Origin of the sequence: Streptomyces sp. NPDC059788 (assembly GCF_042732265.1) — a bacterium.
Taxonomy (GTDB): domain Bacteria; phylum Actinomycetota; class Actinomycetes; order Streptomycetales; family Streptomycetaceae; genus Streptomyces.
On sequence record NZ_JBHWHY010000062.1, the window covers coordinates 16330 to 30933 of the forward strand.

At 70.5% G+C, this 14604-nt stretch carries 14 protein-coding genes and 1 riboswitch; of the genes, 7 read left to right on the top strand and 7 right to left on the bottom strand.

The window, feature by feature from the left end; all coding sequences use genetic code 11:
* The first annotated feature begins 20 nt into the window (after positions 1-20).
* The 4 genes from ACFV57_RS37360 to ACFV57_RS37375 all read left to right on the top strand — a co-directional run bounded on the left by ACFV57_RS37360 (position 21) and on the right by ACFV57_RS37375 (position 2761).
* A complete protein-coding gene (locus ACFV57_RS37360; protein ID WP_385241889.1) occupies positions 21-338 on the top strand; it encodes a cupin domain-containing protein in 318 nt (105 codons plus the stop codon).
* 248 nt (positions 339-586) lie between these two features.
* Complete coding sequence (locus ACFV57_RS37365) at positions 587-811, top strand: DUF5326 family protein (RefSeq protein ID WP_385241891.1); 225 nt, start codon at positions 587-589, stop codon at positions 809-811.
* A gap of 649 nt (positions 812-1460) precedes the next feature.
* On the top strand, positions 1461-2231 hold the full coding sequence (locus ACFV57_RS37370) for an IclR family transcriptional regulator (RefSeq protein WP_385241894.1): 771 nt from the start codon (positions 1461-1463) through the stop codon (positions 2229-2231).
* 104 nt (positions 2232-2335) lie between these two features.
* Positions 2336-2761: an SsgA family sporulation/cell division regulator gene (locus ACFV57_RS37375; protein WP_385241897.1), complete on the top strand. Its 426-nt coding sequence runs from the start codon at positions 2336-2338 to the stop codon at positions 2759-2761.
* Between the two features lie 252 nt (positions 2762-3013).
* Here the strand turns inward: ACFV57_RS37375 and ACFV57_RS37380 are convergent, their stop codons facing one another.
* Positions 3014-4468, bottom strand: coding sequence for a YibE/F family protein (locus ACFV57_RS37380; protein ID WP_385241900.1), 1455 nt, complete (start codon positions 4466-4468; stop codon positions 3014-3016).
* Positions 4469-4539: 71 nt separating this feature from the next.
* Positions 4540-4698: riboswitch (TPP riboswitch) on the top strand.
* On the opposite strand from ACFV57_RS37380, the gene thiC reads away from it, so the two are divergent.
* On the top strand, positions 4692-6473 hold the full coding sequence (gene thiC, locus ACFV57_RS37385) for a phosphomethylpyrimidine synthase ThiC (RefSeq protein WP_385241903.1): 1782 nt from the start codon (positions 4692-4694) through the stop codon (positions 6471-6473). Its footprint overlaps the riboswitch before it by 7 nt.
* 67 nt (positions 6474-6540) lie before the next feature.
* Here thiC and ACFV57_RS37390 read toward each other — a convergent pair whose 3' ends face one another.
* Positions 6541-6951 carry a YybH family protein gene (locus tag ACFV57_RS37390; protein WP_385241905.1) on the bottom strand — a complete coding sequence of 137 codons (411 nt, stop codon included), beginning with the start codon at positions 6949-6951 and terminating at the stop codon, positions 6541-6543.
* Here ACFV57_RS37390 and ACFV57_RS37395 point away from each other — a divergent pair.
* Positions 6943-7389 (top strand): winged helix-turn-helix transcriptional regulator, encoded by a 447-nt coding sequence (locus ACFV57_RS37395; protein ID WP_385241908.1) that lies wholly within the window; start codon positions 6943-6945, stop codon positions 7387-7389. The two genes, ACFV57_RS37390 and ACFV57_RS37395, sit on opposite strands and share 9 nt — an antisense overlap.
* A gap of 17 nt (positions 7390-7406) precedes the next feature.
* Here the strand turns inward: ACFV57_RS37395 and ACFV57_RS37400 are convergent, their stop codons facing one another.
* The 4 genes from ACFV57_RS37400 to ACFV57_RS37415 form a co-directional block, all read right to left on the bottom strand.
* On the bottom strand, positions 7407-8342 hold the full coding sequence (locus ACFV57_RS37400; RefSeq protein WP_385241911.1) for a Bro-N domain-containing protein: 936 nt from the start codon (positions 8340-8342) through the stop codon (positions 7407-7409).
* A gap of 189 nt (positions 8343-8531) precedes the next feature.
* Positions 8532-9440 carry a hypothetical protein gene (locus tag ACFV57_RS37405; RefSeq protein WP_385241914.1) on the bottom strand — a complete coding sequence of 303 codons (909 nt, stop codon included), beginning with the start codon at positions 9438-9440 and terminating at the stop codon, positions 8532-8534.
* A gap of 204 nt (positions 9441-9644) precedes the next feature.
* Positions 9645-10796, bottom strand: a complete 1152-nt coding sequence (locus tag ACFV57_RS37410) for a metallophosphoesterase (protein ID WP_385241917.1) — start codon at positions 10794-10796, stop codon at positions 9645-9647.
* Between the two features lie 526 nt (positions 10797-11322).
* Positions 11323-12423, bottom strand: a complete 1101-nt coding sequence (locus tag ACFV57_RS37415; protein ID WP_385241920.1) for a LacI family DNA-binding transcriptional regulator — start codon at positions 12421-12423, stop codon at positions 11323-11325.
* Between the two features lie 529 nt (positions 12424-12952).
* Between ACFV57_RS37415 and hisC the strand changes: the two genes are divergently transcribed.
* Positions 12953-14032, top strand: a complete 1080-nt coding sequence (hisC, locus tag ACFV57_RS37420) for a histidinol-phosphate transaminase (RefSeq protein ID WP_385241923.1) — start codon at positions 12953-12955, stop codon at positions 14030-14032.
* A 178-nt stretch (positions 14033-14210) separates the two neighbouring features.
* On the opposite strand, the gene ACFV57_RS37425 is transcribed toward hisC, so the two are convergent.
* Positions 14211-14585 (bottom strand): cyclophilin-like fold protein, encoded by a 375-nt coding sequence (locus tag ACFV57_RS37425; protein ID WP_385241926.1) that lies wholly within the window; start codon positions 14583-14585, stop codon positions 14211-14213.
* Positions 14586-14604 lie beyond the last annotated feature (19 nt).

The window sequence follows — 14604 nt, forward strand, 5'->3', positions numbered from 1 at the left end:
CTCCGAGGAGTACGAACGGCATGAAGGCTTTCAGGCTCGACGAACTGGAGGCGGAGCGGGCCGCCAACGACGGCGCGTATCTGCAGTTCCTGCGGGAACGGAACATGTCGGTCGGGCTCTACGCCCTCGACGCCGGCAGCGTCGACCCGCAGACCCCGCACAAGCAGGACGAGGTGTACTTGGTGGTCAGCGGCCGGGCGGCGATCACCGTCGGTATGGAGACCACGTCGGTGGCGCGCGGCAGCGTGGTCTACGTGCCTGCCGGAGTGCCCCACAAGTTCCACCACATCAGCGAGGACCTGCGGGTCATGGTGGTCTTCTCTCCGCCCGAAAGCTGAGGTGGGCACCCCCGGACCCGTAGGGGACGGTTCAGGGGAGGGCCGGGGCCGCACGGCCTCCGTTTCGTCCGGCGCCGCCCTAGCATCGATGGTGCAGGGGGGAACAGAGCTTCGGCCCCCGGCGCCGCACGGCGAGTACGGCCGACGGGACACGCACGACACACGATGCACGACCCGCGTGATCAAGGCACAACATCGACGACAGACGACCGCAAACGCGCAGTACACGCAGAAAGCAGGGCAGAGCAATGGCCGGCAAGGGGACGTTCGCAGGACTTCCGTGGTGGGTGACGTGGGTCGCCGTGCCCGTCGTCCTCCTGGTGGTGTTCGGCAGCCTGATCGCCAGCGCGGTCGGCTTCCTGATCGGCCTGCTGTTCAAGGTCCTGATAGCGGTGGCGCTGATCGCCGGTGTCGTCTACCTGGCCCGCAGGCTCATGGGTTCCTCGTCATCCTCCTCGAAGAGCGAGTGGTGACAGACCGGTACGCCGGGGCCCGGGCCTGATCCGACCGGTCGCGCACGTCCCTCCTGGGGCGGTGGCTTCCGTCCCGTCGGCCCCGGCTGTTCGGTGGCTCGGGAGCCCGGCGGCCCGGCGGCCCGGCCCGTCTTTGGCCTGATCGCCCGGTCACCCGGCCGCCCGTGGCTTCCGTAATACCCGTAACTTCCGTAAAGCCCGTAAAGCCCGTAAAGCCCGTGAAGTACGGAACGCGCGGATCACCCGCGACGCCCCGCCCCGCCCCACCTGGGAGCGGGGCGTTCCCGTTTCCCGGTAGCTCCCGGCGGGTCGGCTCCCGGTAGAGCGCCTTTCGGCAGGTCGGCTCCCGGCAGGTCGTCCGCGCATCCGCCGACGGACCGGTCGCGCGCGGTGCGCCGTCCGCCCCTCCCCCTTGCGTACCGGGTAGGTCAACTCGGCGGTCAAACCCCCTGCCGCCCCGAGTTGCCAAGTTAGAGTGCGGTTCGCAGGCGTCTTCCGGATGGTGACGTTCCGGAAAATACCGAGTGAGGCATGGCCGGGCCGGGCGTCGACGATGGGGCCCCCTGGGAGACGCGGGCGGAGCGGGAGCGGCTCCCGCCATCGGGGCCGGACCGCCCCGGTGACCCGACCAGGGGGGTTGGCGTTGGCAATGGTGAACGGTGAATCCGTTTCGCACCCGACTTTGATCGGGTCGGTGCAGCGGGCGCTGCGCCTGCTGGAGGCGGTGGGCGCGCACTCCGCCGGCGCGCCCGCCAAACAACTGGCCAGGGAGGCGGGGTTGCCGCTTCCGACCACGTACCACCTGCTGCGGACCCTCACACACGAGGGCTATCTGCGGCGCGAGAACGGCGTGTTCGTCTACGGTGAGGCCGCCGATTCCATCGGGAGGGCGGGCGCCGAGCGCCGTCGCCGCACCGAGATAGGCGACGCGCTGGCCGCCGTGGGCAAACGGCTCGACGCCGCGGTCTACTTCGCCGTCTACCGTGAGGGCGAGGTGGAGGTGGTGGCCGCCACCGGGGACCCGCAACGGCCGCCGGTGGAGGAGTGGGTGGACTTCCGTACCACCGCGCACGCGCACGCGATCGGTCAGTGCCTGCTCGCGCAACTCGACGAACAGTCCAGGAAGGACCACCTGGCCCGGCACCCGGTGCGGTCGCTGACGCCCTACTCGGTGCGCTCCGAGGACGACCTGCGGCACCGCCTGGACTCCGTGCGGCGCGCCCAAGTCGCGTATGAGCAACAGGAATATGCCCTGGGCACAGTATGCTCGGCGATTCCGATCCAGGTGGGTTCGGCGGCCGCGACCATGGCGATTTCCCTTCCCGCGAGCGACGCTCAACGCCTACACTGCGTTACCGATCGACTACGCAGAATGGCGGAGGCGACGTTAACGACACTCGCATTCTCTATCAGTATCTGAAAAATCACTCCTTGTGATCCGCTTGCACGTGACAGACGATGGCGTCAATGGGGCCAAGAGGGACGATTCCTGGCCATCTCCGACCAAGTACGGGGCAGAGGCTGATGACCGACACAGTTCAGGCAGAAGTGATCATGAGCTTCCTCGTGTCCGAGGAGCTCGCCTTCCGTATCCCGGTGGAGCTGTACTTCGACTGCGCGGACCCCTATGCGGTCAGCTTCACCTTCGACCTTCCCGGCGATGTGCCCGTGACCTGGGCGTTCAGCCGGGAATTGCTGCTGGACGGGCTGAGCAAGCCGTCCGGTGAGGGTGACGTGCGCATCGAGCCGTCCTCCTCCGAACACCTCAGCGACGTCTTCATCGGCCTCCAGGTGGGCGACGAACGGGCGTTGTTCCGCGCCGGTGCGCCGCCGCTGGTGGCCTTCCTCGACCGTACGGACCGACTGGTACCGATCGGGGAGGAAGAGGTGTGCGACACGCTCGAATCGACATTGGACCGCATTCTTTCGGAGGCCCAGAAGGCAGGGTGACCGGCGGCTGTACGGGGATGGCTCGGCACGGCTTCTTCCGGGCCCGTCGCGGCCTCAGCCGCGGCTCCCAGGTGGCGGCGGCGGACCGCTGTCGGCCCGGCCGGGATCTCCGGCCCGCCCAGCCCGCGCGGTCCGCCAAGCCCCCTGACCTTCGCCAGGCCCCATGGTCCGCCCAGTCCCTGCGGTCCACCCGGCCCTTGCGGTCTGCCCGGCCCCGCGGCCCCTCGGGTCCATCCGCCGCGCCTGCCCCGCTCAGCGTTTGCGCCGCCGCCTGCCGCTTCCGGCGCCCCGACCGGCACGCCGTCCCGGACTCCGGCCCGTCGCCCCCCGGTCCGCGGAGACGACCAGCGCGGCCAGCAGCGTGGTCAGCGGTACGGACGCGACCAGGCCGATGCTGCCCACCAGCGTCCGTACGACCTCCTCGGCGACCACCTCGCTGGAGGCGACCGTACCGACACTGCTCTGTGCGATCGAGAACAGCAGGAGCAACGGCAGCGCCGCGCCCGCGTAGGCGAGCACGAGCGTGTTCACGACGGACGCGATGTGGTCGCGCCCGATGCGCATCGCCGAGCTGTAGAGCTTGCGCCAGCCCGCCGACGGGTCGGCCTCCTTCAGCTCCCAGACCGCGGCGGTCTGCGTGACCGTCACGTCGTCGAGCACGCCCAGCGAGCCGATGATGATGCCTGCCAGCAGCAGGCCGCGGATCTCGATGTCGGGGTACAGCCCGTGCACCAGCCCGGTCTGGTCGTCGGTGTTGCCGGTCAGCAGCGCCCACCCGATGAAGAGAGAGCCGAGCAGGCCGATCAGCAGCAGCGAGACGAGCGTGCCCAGTACGGCGACGGACGTACGGGCCGTGAGTCCGTGACACATGTAGAGGGCGACCAGCATGATCGCGCTGCCCCCGACGATGGCGACCACCAGGGGATTCGACCCCTGAAGGATGGCGGGGAGGATGAACAGCGTCAGGACCGCGAAGCTCACGACCAGCGCCACCAGCGCGAGCACCCCGCGCAGCCGTCCGACCACGACGACCGCCGCCGCGAAGATGGCGGCGAGCACCCACATCGGGAAGGTCCGGTCCACGTCGGCGACCGAATACTGGAGATCCTTGGGCGCCTTGGGCGCATAGGCGACCACGACCCCCTGGCCGGCCGTGTAGTGCCGCGTGGCGTCGGGCGTCACGATCGACTCGAACCGCCGGCCCGTGTCCTTGCCGGTGGTCACCTCGATTATCGCCCGTTCGCAGTGCTGTGCCTGGCGTTGGCGTGGGTCCGCGGGGGAGGACGGTTGCTGCTGCGACGGTTGCTGTTGCTGCTGGGCGTGCACGTCCGCGCAGTTCACCTCCTCCACCTTCACCACCTTCGCCTTCTCGGTCTGCTGGTCGAAGCCGACACCGGACGGCTTGTGCCCCGGCGCGCCACCCGGCCACAGGACGACCAGCCCGGCCAGGACCGCGGCGGCGAAAGGGATCAGTACGGCGGCGATGACCTTGCGCAGATGGCGCGAGACGGGGGCGGCGGGGCCGTGGCCATGGCTGTGACTGTGGCCATGACCGAGTCCTGGGCCGGGTCCGGGACCGTGGCCTCCGGGACCATGGCCGTGCGTGAGGTCGGGCCCGTGACGGCCCTGCTCCTGATCGGGCCCGTGCGCGTGCGCCGGGCCGTGAACGGGGTGGTGCGCGGAGTGCGGGGGCTCGTTGCTGGTCACCGCCCGATCATCGCAAGAACTGGCAGGGCCCCCTGTTCACCGCGCCACGACGGCCGCTACCGTGGTGGCACCTTTGCAATCGCGGGAGCTCGGAGCACCGGGCTGAGAGGGCGCTGACCCCCGTACGGAACGTCCGGCCGAAGCCGGGAACGCCGTCACGGACATCGCTGCGTCGACCGCCGAACCTGTTACCGGGTAATGCCGGCGTAGGGAGTGGGTCTTCATGACTCTGCAGGATGCACGCACGCCCGAAAACGGCCAGGGCTCCGCCAAGGAGATCGGCTGGCACAAGGGCTACCTCACCGGATCGCGCCCCGACCTGCGGGTCCCGGTCCGCCGTGTGCACCTCACCAACGGCAAGGACGTGACGCTCTACGACACGTCAGGGCCGTACACCGACCCCAACATCGAAAGCGACGTCCGCCGCGGCCTGGCGCCGCTGCGGGAGAACTGGATCATCGGCCGCGGGGACACCGAGGAGTACGCGGGCCGTCCGCCGCGGCCCGAGGACGACGGCCTCAAGCACACCTCGCCGCGCGGCGGTCTGAAGAACCTCGACGCGGTCTTCCCCGGCCGTCCCCGGCAGCCGCGGCGGGGCCGGGACGGCGCCGCGGTCTCCCAGCTCGCGTACGCGCGGCGCGGCGAGGTCACGGCGGAGATGGAGTACGTCGCGATCCGCGAGAACGTCTCCCCCGAGTTCGTACGGGACGAGATCGCGGCCGGCCGGGCCGTACTGCCCGCCAACGTCAACCACCCGGAGATCGAGCCGATGATCATCGGCAAGAACTTCCTGGTGAAGGTCAACGCGAACATCGGCAACTCCGCCGTCACCTCCTCCATCGAGGAGGAGGTGGAGAAGATGACCTGGGCGACCCGCTGGGGCGCCGACACGGTCATGGACCTGTCCACCGGCCGCAACATCCACACCACCCGTGAGTGGGTGCTGCGCAACTCCCCCGTCCCCATCGGCACCGTCCCCCTCTACCAGGCACTGGAGAAGGTGGACGGCAAGGCCGAGGAGCTGTCCTGGGAGGTGTACAAGGACACGGTCATCGAACAGGCCGAACAGGGCGTGGACTACATGACCGTGCACGCGGGCGTTCTGCTGCGTTACGTCCCCCTGACGGCCCGCCGCAAGACCGGCATCGTCTCGCGCGGCGGGTCGATCATGGCGGCGTGGTGCCTGGCGCACCACAGGGAATCGTTCCTCTACACCCACTTCGAGGAACTCTGCGAGATCCTCGCCTCCTACGACGTCACGTACTCCCTCGGCGACGGCCTGCGCCCCGGCTCCATCGCGGACGCCAACGACGAGGCGCAGTTCGCGGAGCTGCGTACGCTCGGTGAGCTGAACTCGATCGCCAAGCGGCACGGCGTACAGACGATGATCGAGGGGCCGGGACACGTCCCGATGCACAAGATCAAGGAGAACGTCGACCTCCAGCAGGAGATCTGCGAGGAGGCCCCGTTCTACACGCTGGGCCCGCTGACCACCGACATCGCGCCCGCGTACGACCACATCACCTCCGGGATCGGCGCGGCGATGATCGCGTGGTGGGGCACCGCGATGCTCTGTTACGTCACGCCCAAGGAGCACCTGGGCCTGCCGGACCGCGACGACGTCAAGACCGGCGTCATCACCTACAAGATCGCGGCCCACGCGGCGGACCTGGCCAAGGGCCACCCGGGCGCCCAGGAGTGGGACGACGCGCTGTCCGACGCGCGCTTCGAGTTCCGGTGGGAGGACCAGTTCAACCTGGCCCTCGACCCGGACACGGCCCGCGCCTACCACGACCAGACGCTGCCCGCGGAGCCGGCGAAGACGGCGCACTTCTGCTCCATGTGCGGCCCCAAGTTCTGCTCCATGAAGATCAGCAGGAGTATCACGGAGCAGTTCGGTGGCGAGGAGGGCTCGTCCCCGGAGGAGATCGAGGCGGGGATGCTGGAGAAGTCGAAGGAGTTCGCGGCGGCGGGCAACCGCGTCTACCTCCCCCTCGCCGACTGAGGTCACCTGCCCGGCCCTGCCGGGCGACTCCGGCCGCGCCCGTTGTCGCCCGGCAGCGGGCCGGGGTTCAGGGAGCCCCCACGTGGTGCGCCACCCCGAACGGGTTGTCGATCACGTAGCGCCAGTATCCGTCCGGCCCCCGGCGGGCCACGTCCGTCGCGGTGCCCGGGATGTGCACGTGCTCGCCGTCCGCCGCGATCCCGTCGATGACGAAGTCCACGATCAGCAGCGCCAGGTCCCCGACGACGTACGTGTGGCGTGGCGTCACCCGGATGGGCACCCGGAGCCGGAGGAACTCTCCATTGGCCCGGAGCCGATCAGCCCCGGTCACCAAATGGCCAGGCCGGGGCACGAAGCCCGCGTCCGGCTCGTAGAGCTGGTCGAGAACGTCCGGGTCGAAGGTGTTGAACGCTCGCGCGAAGGCGTACGCGTGGTCGGCAGCGCTGCGCGCCAGCGGCACACTGGTGGAATGCGACATGCGGCCAGCGAACACTCCGCCGACGTGGGTCACCAAAGGGAAACCCACACCAGTTGGGACACGGAGTTGGTGCCCGGCCCACAGGGCCGCACCCATCGGCCCGAGGCCGACTGCCCCGTCGAGGTCGCCCTCACGGCGGTATCCGGCCGCTGGACCACATTGCTCCTACGCGAGCTGATGGGCGGCCCTCGCGGGTTCACGGAACTGCGGAAACTGCTGCCGGAGCTCTCCGCCAAGGTGCTCAGCGATCGGCTGCGGGCCCTGCAGGAGAGAGGCTTGGTGGAGGTGGAGCGCCAACGCGCGTTCCCCGTCCGCACCCGGTACGCGCTGACCGGGGCGGGCCAGGCGCTACGACCGCTGCTGGTCGAGTTGTACGCCACCGGGGAGGCATTGCTGCGGCTGGCCGGTCACGGGGGCGGGAGTCCGCCCGCTCCGTAGGCGCGGGGCGCCATCCGTCAGCGACGCAACGCGTACTCCGGCGCGCCGTCGTTGCCGACCCCGACCTGGCGGATGCAGCCGCGCTTCAGCAGCATCCGCAGCGCGTCGTGCACGCGGTGCTCGGTGAGGCCGGTCCGCTGGGCAATCACTCGCAACGGGTAACTCGCGACACTCGAGTTGACGAGCGCGGGAGCCAGGTAGGCCGCTACGGCCCAGATGTCACCGGTGACGACCAACTGGCGTGCCTTCCAGTCGGCGAGCAGTCCGTCAGCGGTCAGGGCCGGTTCTTCGCAGACGTGTGAGGCTCGTCGATGGCCGGTTTCCAGCTTGTCCGCGATCCGGTCCAGCGAGTCGGCCATGCGGCCGAGCGAGTCGGTCATCTGGTGGAGAAGCCGCATCTCCTGCTGGCGCAAAGCGGCGTACGCCTCGTCCATACGGAGATTGTGTTCCTCCAGGCGGACGATGGCTTCGGCTACCTGAGGGGGCATGGTGTGGGCCGGGGGCGGGTCGGTGTGCGTACTGGTGGGCTGCGCCTCGGCGTTCCGCATGGTGTACGAGCCGTCGCGCTGGATGGCGACGATCACCTTGGACACCCACTGCTTGAAAGGCTTGCAAGAAGGCTTCGTGCAGGCGTTCACCAGCAGGATCAGGCCTTGGAGATCCACCATCTGCAAGTCTCTGCGCCACTCACGACCTGCGGGAATGCTGAGACTGTGACTTCCAGTCACAGTCTCAAGAGACTCTCGTCGCGGTTCCGGGACATGGTCCAGGAGAGCCTTGCGGGTGGTCGTGTAACCCAGTTCCCGGCAGACGTCCGATGCGGGGAACCAGTGCTCGCCGTTGGGCAGAGTGATCCTTCGTACGCGTGCCCCTGTAGCCGCGTATACGAAGTCGCCGATGTCCATCGCGTCCTTCTGGACCACGTGGTCCGGCGCGGTGTCGTTGTCGCTCATGGCGCATCACCTCCACCCCGAACATAAGTCCCCCTCACCCCCAACGCCGGTCCGATCAACCTCCTTTCACCCCATCGGGGCGCACGCCACCCAGCCCCGCCACCCAGCCCACGACACCCAGCACACATACGCCGCGGGGCCGGTGACTCGGCCCCGCGGCGCGGTGGCGTTGCGGGTGGTGCGTGGGCGCTATTCAGGGTGGTGGTCCGGCCCGCCGTAGTCCGGGCTGGTGAAGTCCGGACTGGTGAAGCGGGGCCGGGGAGCGGCGGGCGGGCCGCCGTCCGGGCTGGTGAAGTCGGGCCGTGAGTAGCCCAGGGACGGGATACGGCTGCCGCCGTCGACGCCGCGGCGCGGTACGTACCGGGCCGTTTCGCGGCCGTTGACGCCGGCCGGGTCGGCCAGGGCCTCGCGCAGGAACGGCAGTATGCCGCGCTCCAGGAGCGCCTGCCGCCAGGCGTCCCGGGCGGCGTCCACCTCGCGGGCCCGCCCGCCCCGGCCGTCGCCGGCGCGTGGTGCGCGAAGCGAGGTGGAGCCGTTGCGCACGGCCGCGTGGACCAGGCTCGCCATGGCGACGAGGGCCCCCGCGGCGGTGATCGCCGCGAAGACCCAGCCGACGCTGATCATGGGCTGGGCGGCGGCCGGGTCGGTCCCGACCGTCCGCAGGACGTATCCGATGACCAGGAACAGGACGGCGGCGATGCCCGCCAGTACCGGTGCGAGCACCGCGAGCATCGCGGCGAGCCCGGCACCGGCCGGTTCCGCCACCTCTCCCACGGTCGTGGCGAGGTCGATGCCCTGACCGCCCGCCGATGCGCCTTTCTCCTCACGGCCTTCCACGCCGCCGGCGTCCGGTGCGGGTGCCGGAGCGCGCAGCTCCTCGCGGAGCCGTACATAGTGTCGGTATTCGGCCGTCGCACACGCGGCGATGGCTGATGTGGCGCTGAGCGCCATGGTGCGCAACTGCTCGGTGTTGAGGTGCTTTCCCGCCGCGGAGGTCATTTCCGGTCGGTATTCCGCGGTGCGCAGCGCCTCGTCGAGGAGCCGCGCGAATTCCGCGCGATCCTCGCTCAGCAGGTGCGGAGCGCTGTTCATGTGCATCCCCCGATGCTCCGTAGGGCCGTACAGGCCGGCGTGGGCCGGGCAGTGGGCGGAAACGGAGGAGAGCCTGCTACGGATAGACCGATGGTAGAGCGCCTCCGGCACGGGGTGACAGGGTGTTTGCGGAAATAGGGACCGCTCCTGCCTAGCTCGGACCCCGCTGCGCCACTTCCCTACCTGCCGCTACCCCTGCCCGGATAACGGTCAGCCAGTCAGGGGAAGTTGGACCACCAGTAGTTTTCCGGCCATGGTGATCCCGCCGTCCATGGCGATGGCCAGCCCGTCGGCGTAGACGTGCGGTCCGTCGACGGCGACGCCCTCGCCCTCGTCGTCCTCGCCGCCGACCTCGCCCAGGAGGTACGGGATCGGGCTGTGGCCGTGCACGACGCGCTCGCCGCCGTAGGTGTCGAGGAGTTCGCGTACGGCCATCGGGCCCGCTTCCTCGTCGCGGAAGGCGAACCGCTTGGTGAACTTGCGGAACAGGTCCCAGACCTCGTCGGCTTCGCTGCGCGTGAGCACGTCGTGGACGGTGTCGTTGACGTCCTCGATGGAGTCGCCGTACTCCAGATAGGCGGTGGTGTCGGAGTGCACGAGCAGGTGCCCGTCCTCCTCCGACACGGCGTCCAGGCGGGCCATCCACTGGAGGTGATGGTCCTGGAGGCGGTCCATGTCCGACTTCTGGCCGCCGTTGAGGAGCCAGGCGGCTTGGAAGGACGCGGTGCCGGCGCCGGACTGGACCGGGGTGTCACCGAACCGCTTGGCCCCGAGGAGCAGCAGTTCGTGGTTGCCCATCAGGGCCTTGCAGTAGCCGCCGGCCGCCGCGGCCTCGGCGGACAGCTGCATCACGAGGTCGATGACGCCGATGCCGTCCGGGCCGCGGTCGGTGAAGTCGCCGAGGAACCACAGACGGGCGTTGCCGGCGGACCACTGGCCGTCGGCGTCGATGAGGCCCTCGGCTGCGAGCGCGTCGCGCAGTTCGTCGTAGTAGCCGTGCACGTCGCCGACGACGTACAGGGGGCCGCCGCCCTCCTGCTGGTCGGTGGCCGGTACGGCCGACTCGGGCACCGCCGTCAGGTCGACGGTCGGGCGGTCGATGAGGGTGTCCGTACGGGTGACCGGCGGCAGGTCCGTACGGCTCTCCGGGCGGCCGGGGCCACCGGCCGGGGCGCCGGCGCCGATGACCGGCAGGGCGCGCTCGGTGGGCGTGTACTCGGGAGGCATGCCGTGCGGCGCGTGGGGGGTGCCCACGGACATCGGCGGTGCCGTCGGCTGCGGGGGGACCGCCGGCGCCGGGATCACCGGCGGGGCAGGCGGTCGTGCCGGAGCCGGAGGTTGTGCCGGCATGGTCCGCACCATGGGTCCCACACTGGCCCCCTGAGTCATCGACCCCTCCACCGTCGCGCCGCCGTGCACCTCGCGGACCTTGCCTGGTCGACGGCGGTCCGTGGTGTCGTGCGCCCATCATAGGAATGCCGCTCGCGGGTTGTGACGCACCCGGGGGTGGTCAATCGCTCGGCGCCCGGTGTTCACTGCCGTTTACTCCGGGATTCTCCCGATTTTATCCCGGGCGACGGGATGCCGGGCGGGCGGCACGGCGGAGGTGCGACGTGGCGAAGTGGCCTGGGAGCGGGCATCGGCGTGGCGGGCCGGGGGTGGTGCCGTACGGGGCCGTGGCCGTACGGGAAAGCTGCCCCGGCTCGGAGGGCCGGTCGCGCCCGGACCGCCCCCACACAAGCCTCCGGCCGTGCGGACGCGACAAGCGCGTCCGCACGGCCGCTCGAACGTGTGACGGGCGAACCCCGGACGGTCCCGCGGTGGTCCGGCAGACCGGCAGACCGATGGCCCGTTGGGCCGGTGGTCCGGCCGTCCGGCAATCGGTCGTTCAGTTCCCGGACGGCCCCCGCGGCGGACTGACGGTCGTACGCGTGGACCTGCGCTGGGAGGAGGTCCGCACGATCAGGTCCGTCGGTATCACCTGCTCGACCGGCCGTCCGCTGTCCAGCCCTTCGATGGCGTCGATGAGGAGCTGGACGACGGCGGTGCCGATCCGGCGGGGTTTGAGGGACAGGGTGGTGATCGGCGGCTCGGTCGTGGCGTAGACCGTGGACTCGCTGCAGCAGACCAGCAGCAGGTCCTCGGGGACGCGCAGCCCGTAGCGTCTGGCCGCCGCGAGCAGGTCGGTGCCGTTCGGGTCGAAGAGGCCGTACACCGCGTCCGGCCGGTCCGGTCTGGCCAGCAGCCGGTCGGCGGCCACCGCGCCCGCGCACGGGTCGTGGGCGGGGTAGGACTCGTACACCGGGTCCTGTCCGACGCGCTCGCACCAGCGCAGGTACGCGGTGGTGGAGAGCCGGGTGTAGGTGTCGGTGGTGGTGCCGGTGAGCAGGCCGATGCGGCGGGCGCCGGCGTCGGCGAGGTGGTCGAGGAGGCCGAGGACGGCCGCCTCGTGGTCGTTGTCGACCCAGCCCATCACGGGGAGGGTGCCGCCGGGACGGCCGTCGGAGACGACGGGGATGCCGTGCCGGACGAGTTCGGTGACGACGGGGTCGCCGTCGGCCGGGTCGATGACGACGGTGCCGTCGAGGGCGACGTTCGACCAGACGTCGTGACGGGAGGTCGCGGGCAGGATGACGAGGGCGTATCCGCGGGCGAGCGCCGCCGAGGTGGCGGCTCTGGCCATTTCCGCGAAGTACGCGAATTCGGTGAAGGTGAAAGGTTCATCCCCGTACGTGGTGACGGTCAGGCCGATGAGCCCTGACTTGCCGGTACGGAGCGTGCGGGCGGCGGCGGAAGGGCGGTAACCCAACCGGTCGGCCACCTCGCGGACGTGGCGACGGGTGGCATCCGGAAGCCGGCCCTTGCCGTTGAGCGCGTCGGAGACAGTCGTGATGGATACCCCGGCTGCGGCGGCCACGTCCCGGATGCCTGCCCGCCCCAGCCGGCGACCGGTAGACCGGCTCACCTGGTGCTTCCCTGCTGCTGTCATGGCGAGCCGATAGTAGGGCTCGGGCGGTCCTTTCGCGGGGCGCTTCGTACAGGAGTGGAAAGGCACGTTTCTGCATGGCTAAGTCACCCTAATGAGCTGCGAAAGAAAGGCAGTTGGGGGTGTTCGCCGGTGACTGGTTGAGGAAGGTTGGGAGTCGCCTGCTGAATGGTCCAGGTCTCGAAGAGGTCTCAAGTCACCTTCACGAGGGATGCGCGCCACGGCGCGAGCCACCGGCGCGTGACGCAGGGAGGAGCGCTCCCCAAGGGCTTCACGCGGCCGGGACGGAGCGCGGGGCGATCTTCCCGGCGGCCCGGGAGGCCCGCCGGGTCCGGGAGGGGGGCCGGCCGACGGCCCGATCCGGTTGCCGCCCGTCGCGGCCCGGCCGCCGCCGCGCCGTCACCCGGCGGCATGCGTGCCGTACGGGCGCCCGCGACGGCATCCGTCACGGACAGGGCCTACGCCTGACGGGGCAATCCTCATAAGGTGTGCAGTATTGGAGACGGACGGCACGGTCGAGGAGGAACCTGCGGTGAGCGAGAAGAGCCCGAAGCTGCGCGCTGCGCTGGACGGCGTCCCCACCTACAAGCCGGGCAAGCCGGCTGAGACGGGCGGCCCGGTCGCGTACAAGCTGTCCTCCAACGAGAACCCCTATCCGCCGCTGCCCGGCGTGCTGGAGAGCGCGGTGGCCGCGGCCGGGGCCTTCAACCGTTACCCGGACATGGCCTGTACGGGCCTGATGGCCGAGCTCTCGGAGCACTTCTCGGTGCCCGTCGAACATCTGGCGACGGGCACCGGCTCGGTGGGCGTCGCCCAGCAGCTGGTGCAGTCGACGGCCGGGCCGGGCGACGAAGTGATCTACGCGTGGCGCTCCTTCGAGGCGTACCCGATCGTCACCCAGGTCGCCGGTGCCACCTCCGTCCAGGTCCCGCTGACCTCCGGTGAGGTGCACGACCTGGACGCCATGTACGAGGCGATAACCGACCGCACCCGGCTGATCTTCGTCTGCAACCCCAACAACCCCACCGGCACCGTCGTCCGCCGGGCGGAGCTGGAAGCCTTCCTCGACCGGGTGCCGAGCGACATCCTGATCGTCCTGGACGAGGCGTACCAGGAGTTCAACCGCGACGCGGACGTACCGAACGGCCTCGACCTGTACCGGGACCGCCCCAACGTCTGCGTCCTGCGGACCTTCTCCAAGGCGTACGGGCTCGCCGGGCTGCGCATCGGCTTCGCGGTGGCCCACGAGCCGGTGGCGGCGGCGCTGCGCAAGACGGCCGTGCCGTTCGGCGTGAGCCAGCTCGCCCAGGAGGCGGCGGTGGCGTCGCTGCGCAGCGAGGGCGCGCTGATGGAGCGGGTGGACGCGCTGGTCACGGAGCGGGCCCGGGTCTGCGAGGCGCTGACCGCGCAGGGCTGGACGGTCCCCGAGACGCATGCGAACTTCGTCTGGCTGCGGCTGGGCGACCGTACGCTCGACTTCGCCGCGGCGTGCGAGAAGGCCGGCGTGGTCATCCGTCCCTTCCCGGGCGAGGGCGTGCGCGTGACGATCGGCGAGACGGCGGCGATGGATCTGTTCCTGCAGGCGGCCGAGCAGTTCCGCAAGGAGCTGTGACCGGCTCCGACCTCCGTAAGGGGCTGTGACCAGCTCCGACCGGCGGGCAGCCGTGACCGGGGCCGGTGCGCGGCGCGGAGCTGTGCTCGGCAAGGGGCTCTGACCGGCGGCGGGCTGTGGGCCGAGTGGGCGGGGCGTGCGTCCGGTGGGCGCGCGCCGGTCCAGCCGACTCGGCGGATCACGCGCGCTCGACCCGTACGGGATCACCGTCCCGCACCGTGTCCAGCGCGCGCGGGTCGCCGTCCAGGCGGCCGAGGATGTTGCAGGGGGAGGCGAGGCGGGATTCCGTCCCCCTCGATATGGGTGTGGGGCCGTAGGGCAGTGCCAGTGCGCTGCCCTCGGGCCAGAACGCGACGGTGCCCGGTTCGACGACCTGCTGTGCGTCGTCCTCCAGGGCGAGGGTGAGTCCCGTGTCGAAATAGACCTCTTCGCCCCAGGTGCGGGCGGTGGCGGCGAGCGGCAGGGCGGCGACGAGCGCGGAGACGGACGGGGTCTCGTCGAGGGTGGCGGTCAGCCTGCCGGCCGGCCATGAGAGGCGGATACGTATCTCCATGGCGCTGGATACAACAACT

Coding starts and splice junctions, on each gene's coding strand:
- ACFV57_RS37360 (WP_385241889.1), top strand. CDS start 21: ATGAAGGCTTTCAGGCTCGACGAACTGGAGGCGGAGCGGGCCGCCAAC.
- ACFV57_RS37365 (WP_385241891.1), top strand. CDS start 587: ATGGCCGGCAAGGGGACGTTCGCAGGACTTCCGTGGTGGGTGACGTGG.
- ACFV57_RS37370 (WP_385241894.1), top strand. CDS start 1,461: ATGGTGAACGGTGAATCCGTTTCGCACCCGACTTTGATCGGGTCGGTG.
- ACFV57_RS37375 (WP_385241897.1), top strand. CDS start 2,336: ATGACCGACACAGTTCAGGCAGAAGTGATCATGAGCTTCCTCGTGTCC.
- thiC (WP_385241903.1), top strand. CDS start 4,692: ATGACTCTGCAGGATGCACGCACGCCCGAAAACGGCCAGGGCTCCGCC.
- ACFV57_RS37395 (WP_385241908.1), top strand. CDS start 6,943: ATGCGACATGCGGCCAGCGAACACTCCGCCGACGTGGGTCACCAAAGG.
- ACFV57_RS37390 (WP_385241905.1), bottom strand. CDS start 6,951: ATGTCGCATTCCACCAGTGTGCCGCTGGCGCGCAGCGCTGCCGACCAC.
- ACFV57_RS37400 (WP_385241911.1), bottom strand. CDS start 8,342: ATGAGCGACAACGACACCGCGCCGGACCACGTGGTCCAGAAGGACGCG.
- ACFV57_RS37405 (WP_385241914.1), bottom strand. CDS start 9,440: ATGCACATGAACAGCGCTCCGCACCTGCTGAGCGAGGATCGCGCGGAA.
- ACFV57_RS37410 (WP_385241917.1), bottom strand. CDS start 10,796: ATGGTGCGGACCATGCCGGCACAACCTCCGGCTCCGGCACGACCGCCT.
- ACFV57_RS37415 (WP_385241920.1), bottom strand. CDS start 12,423: ATGACAGCAGCAGGGAAGCACCAGGTGAGCCGGTCTACCGGTCGCCGG.
- ACFV57_RS37425 (WP_385241926.1), bottom strand. CDS start 14,585: ATGGAGATACGTATCCGCCTCTCATGGCCGGCCGGCAGGCTGACCGCC.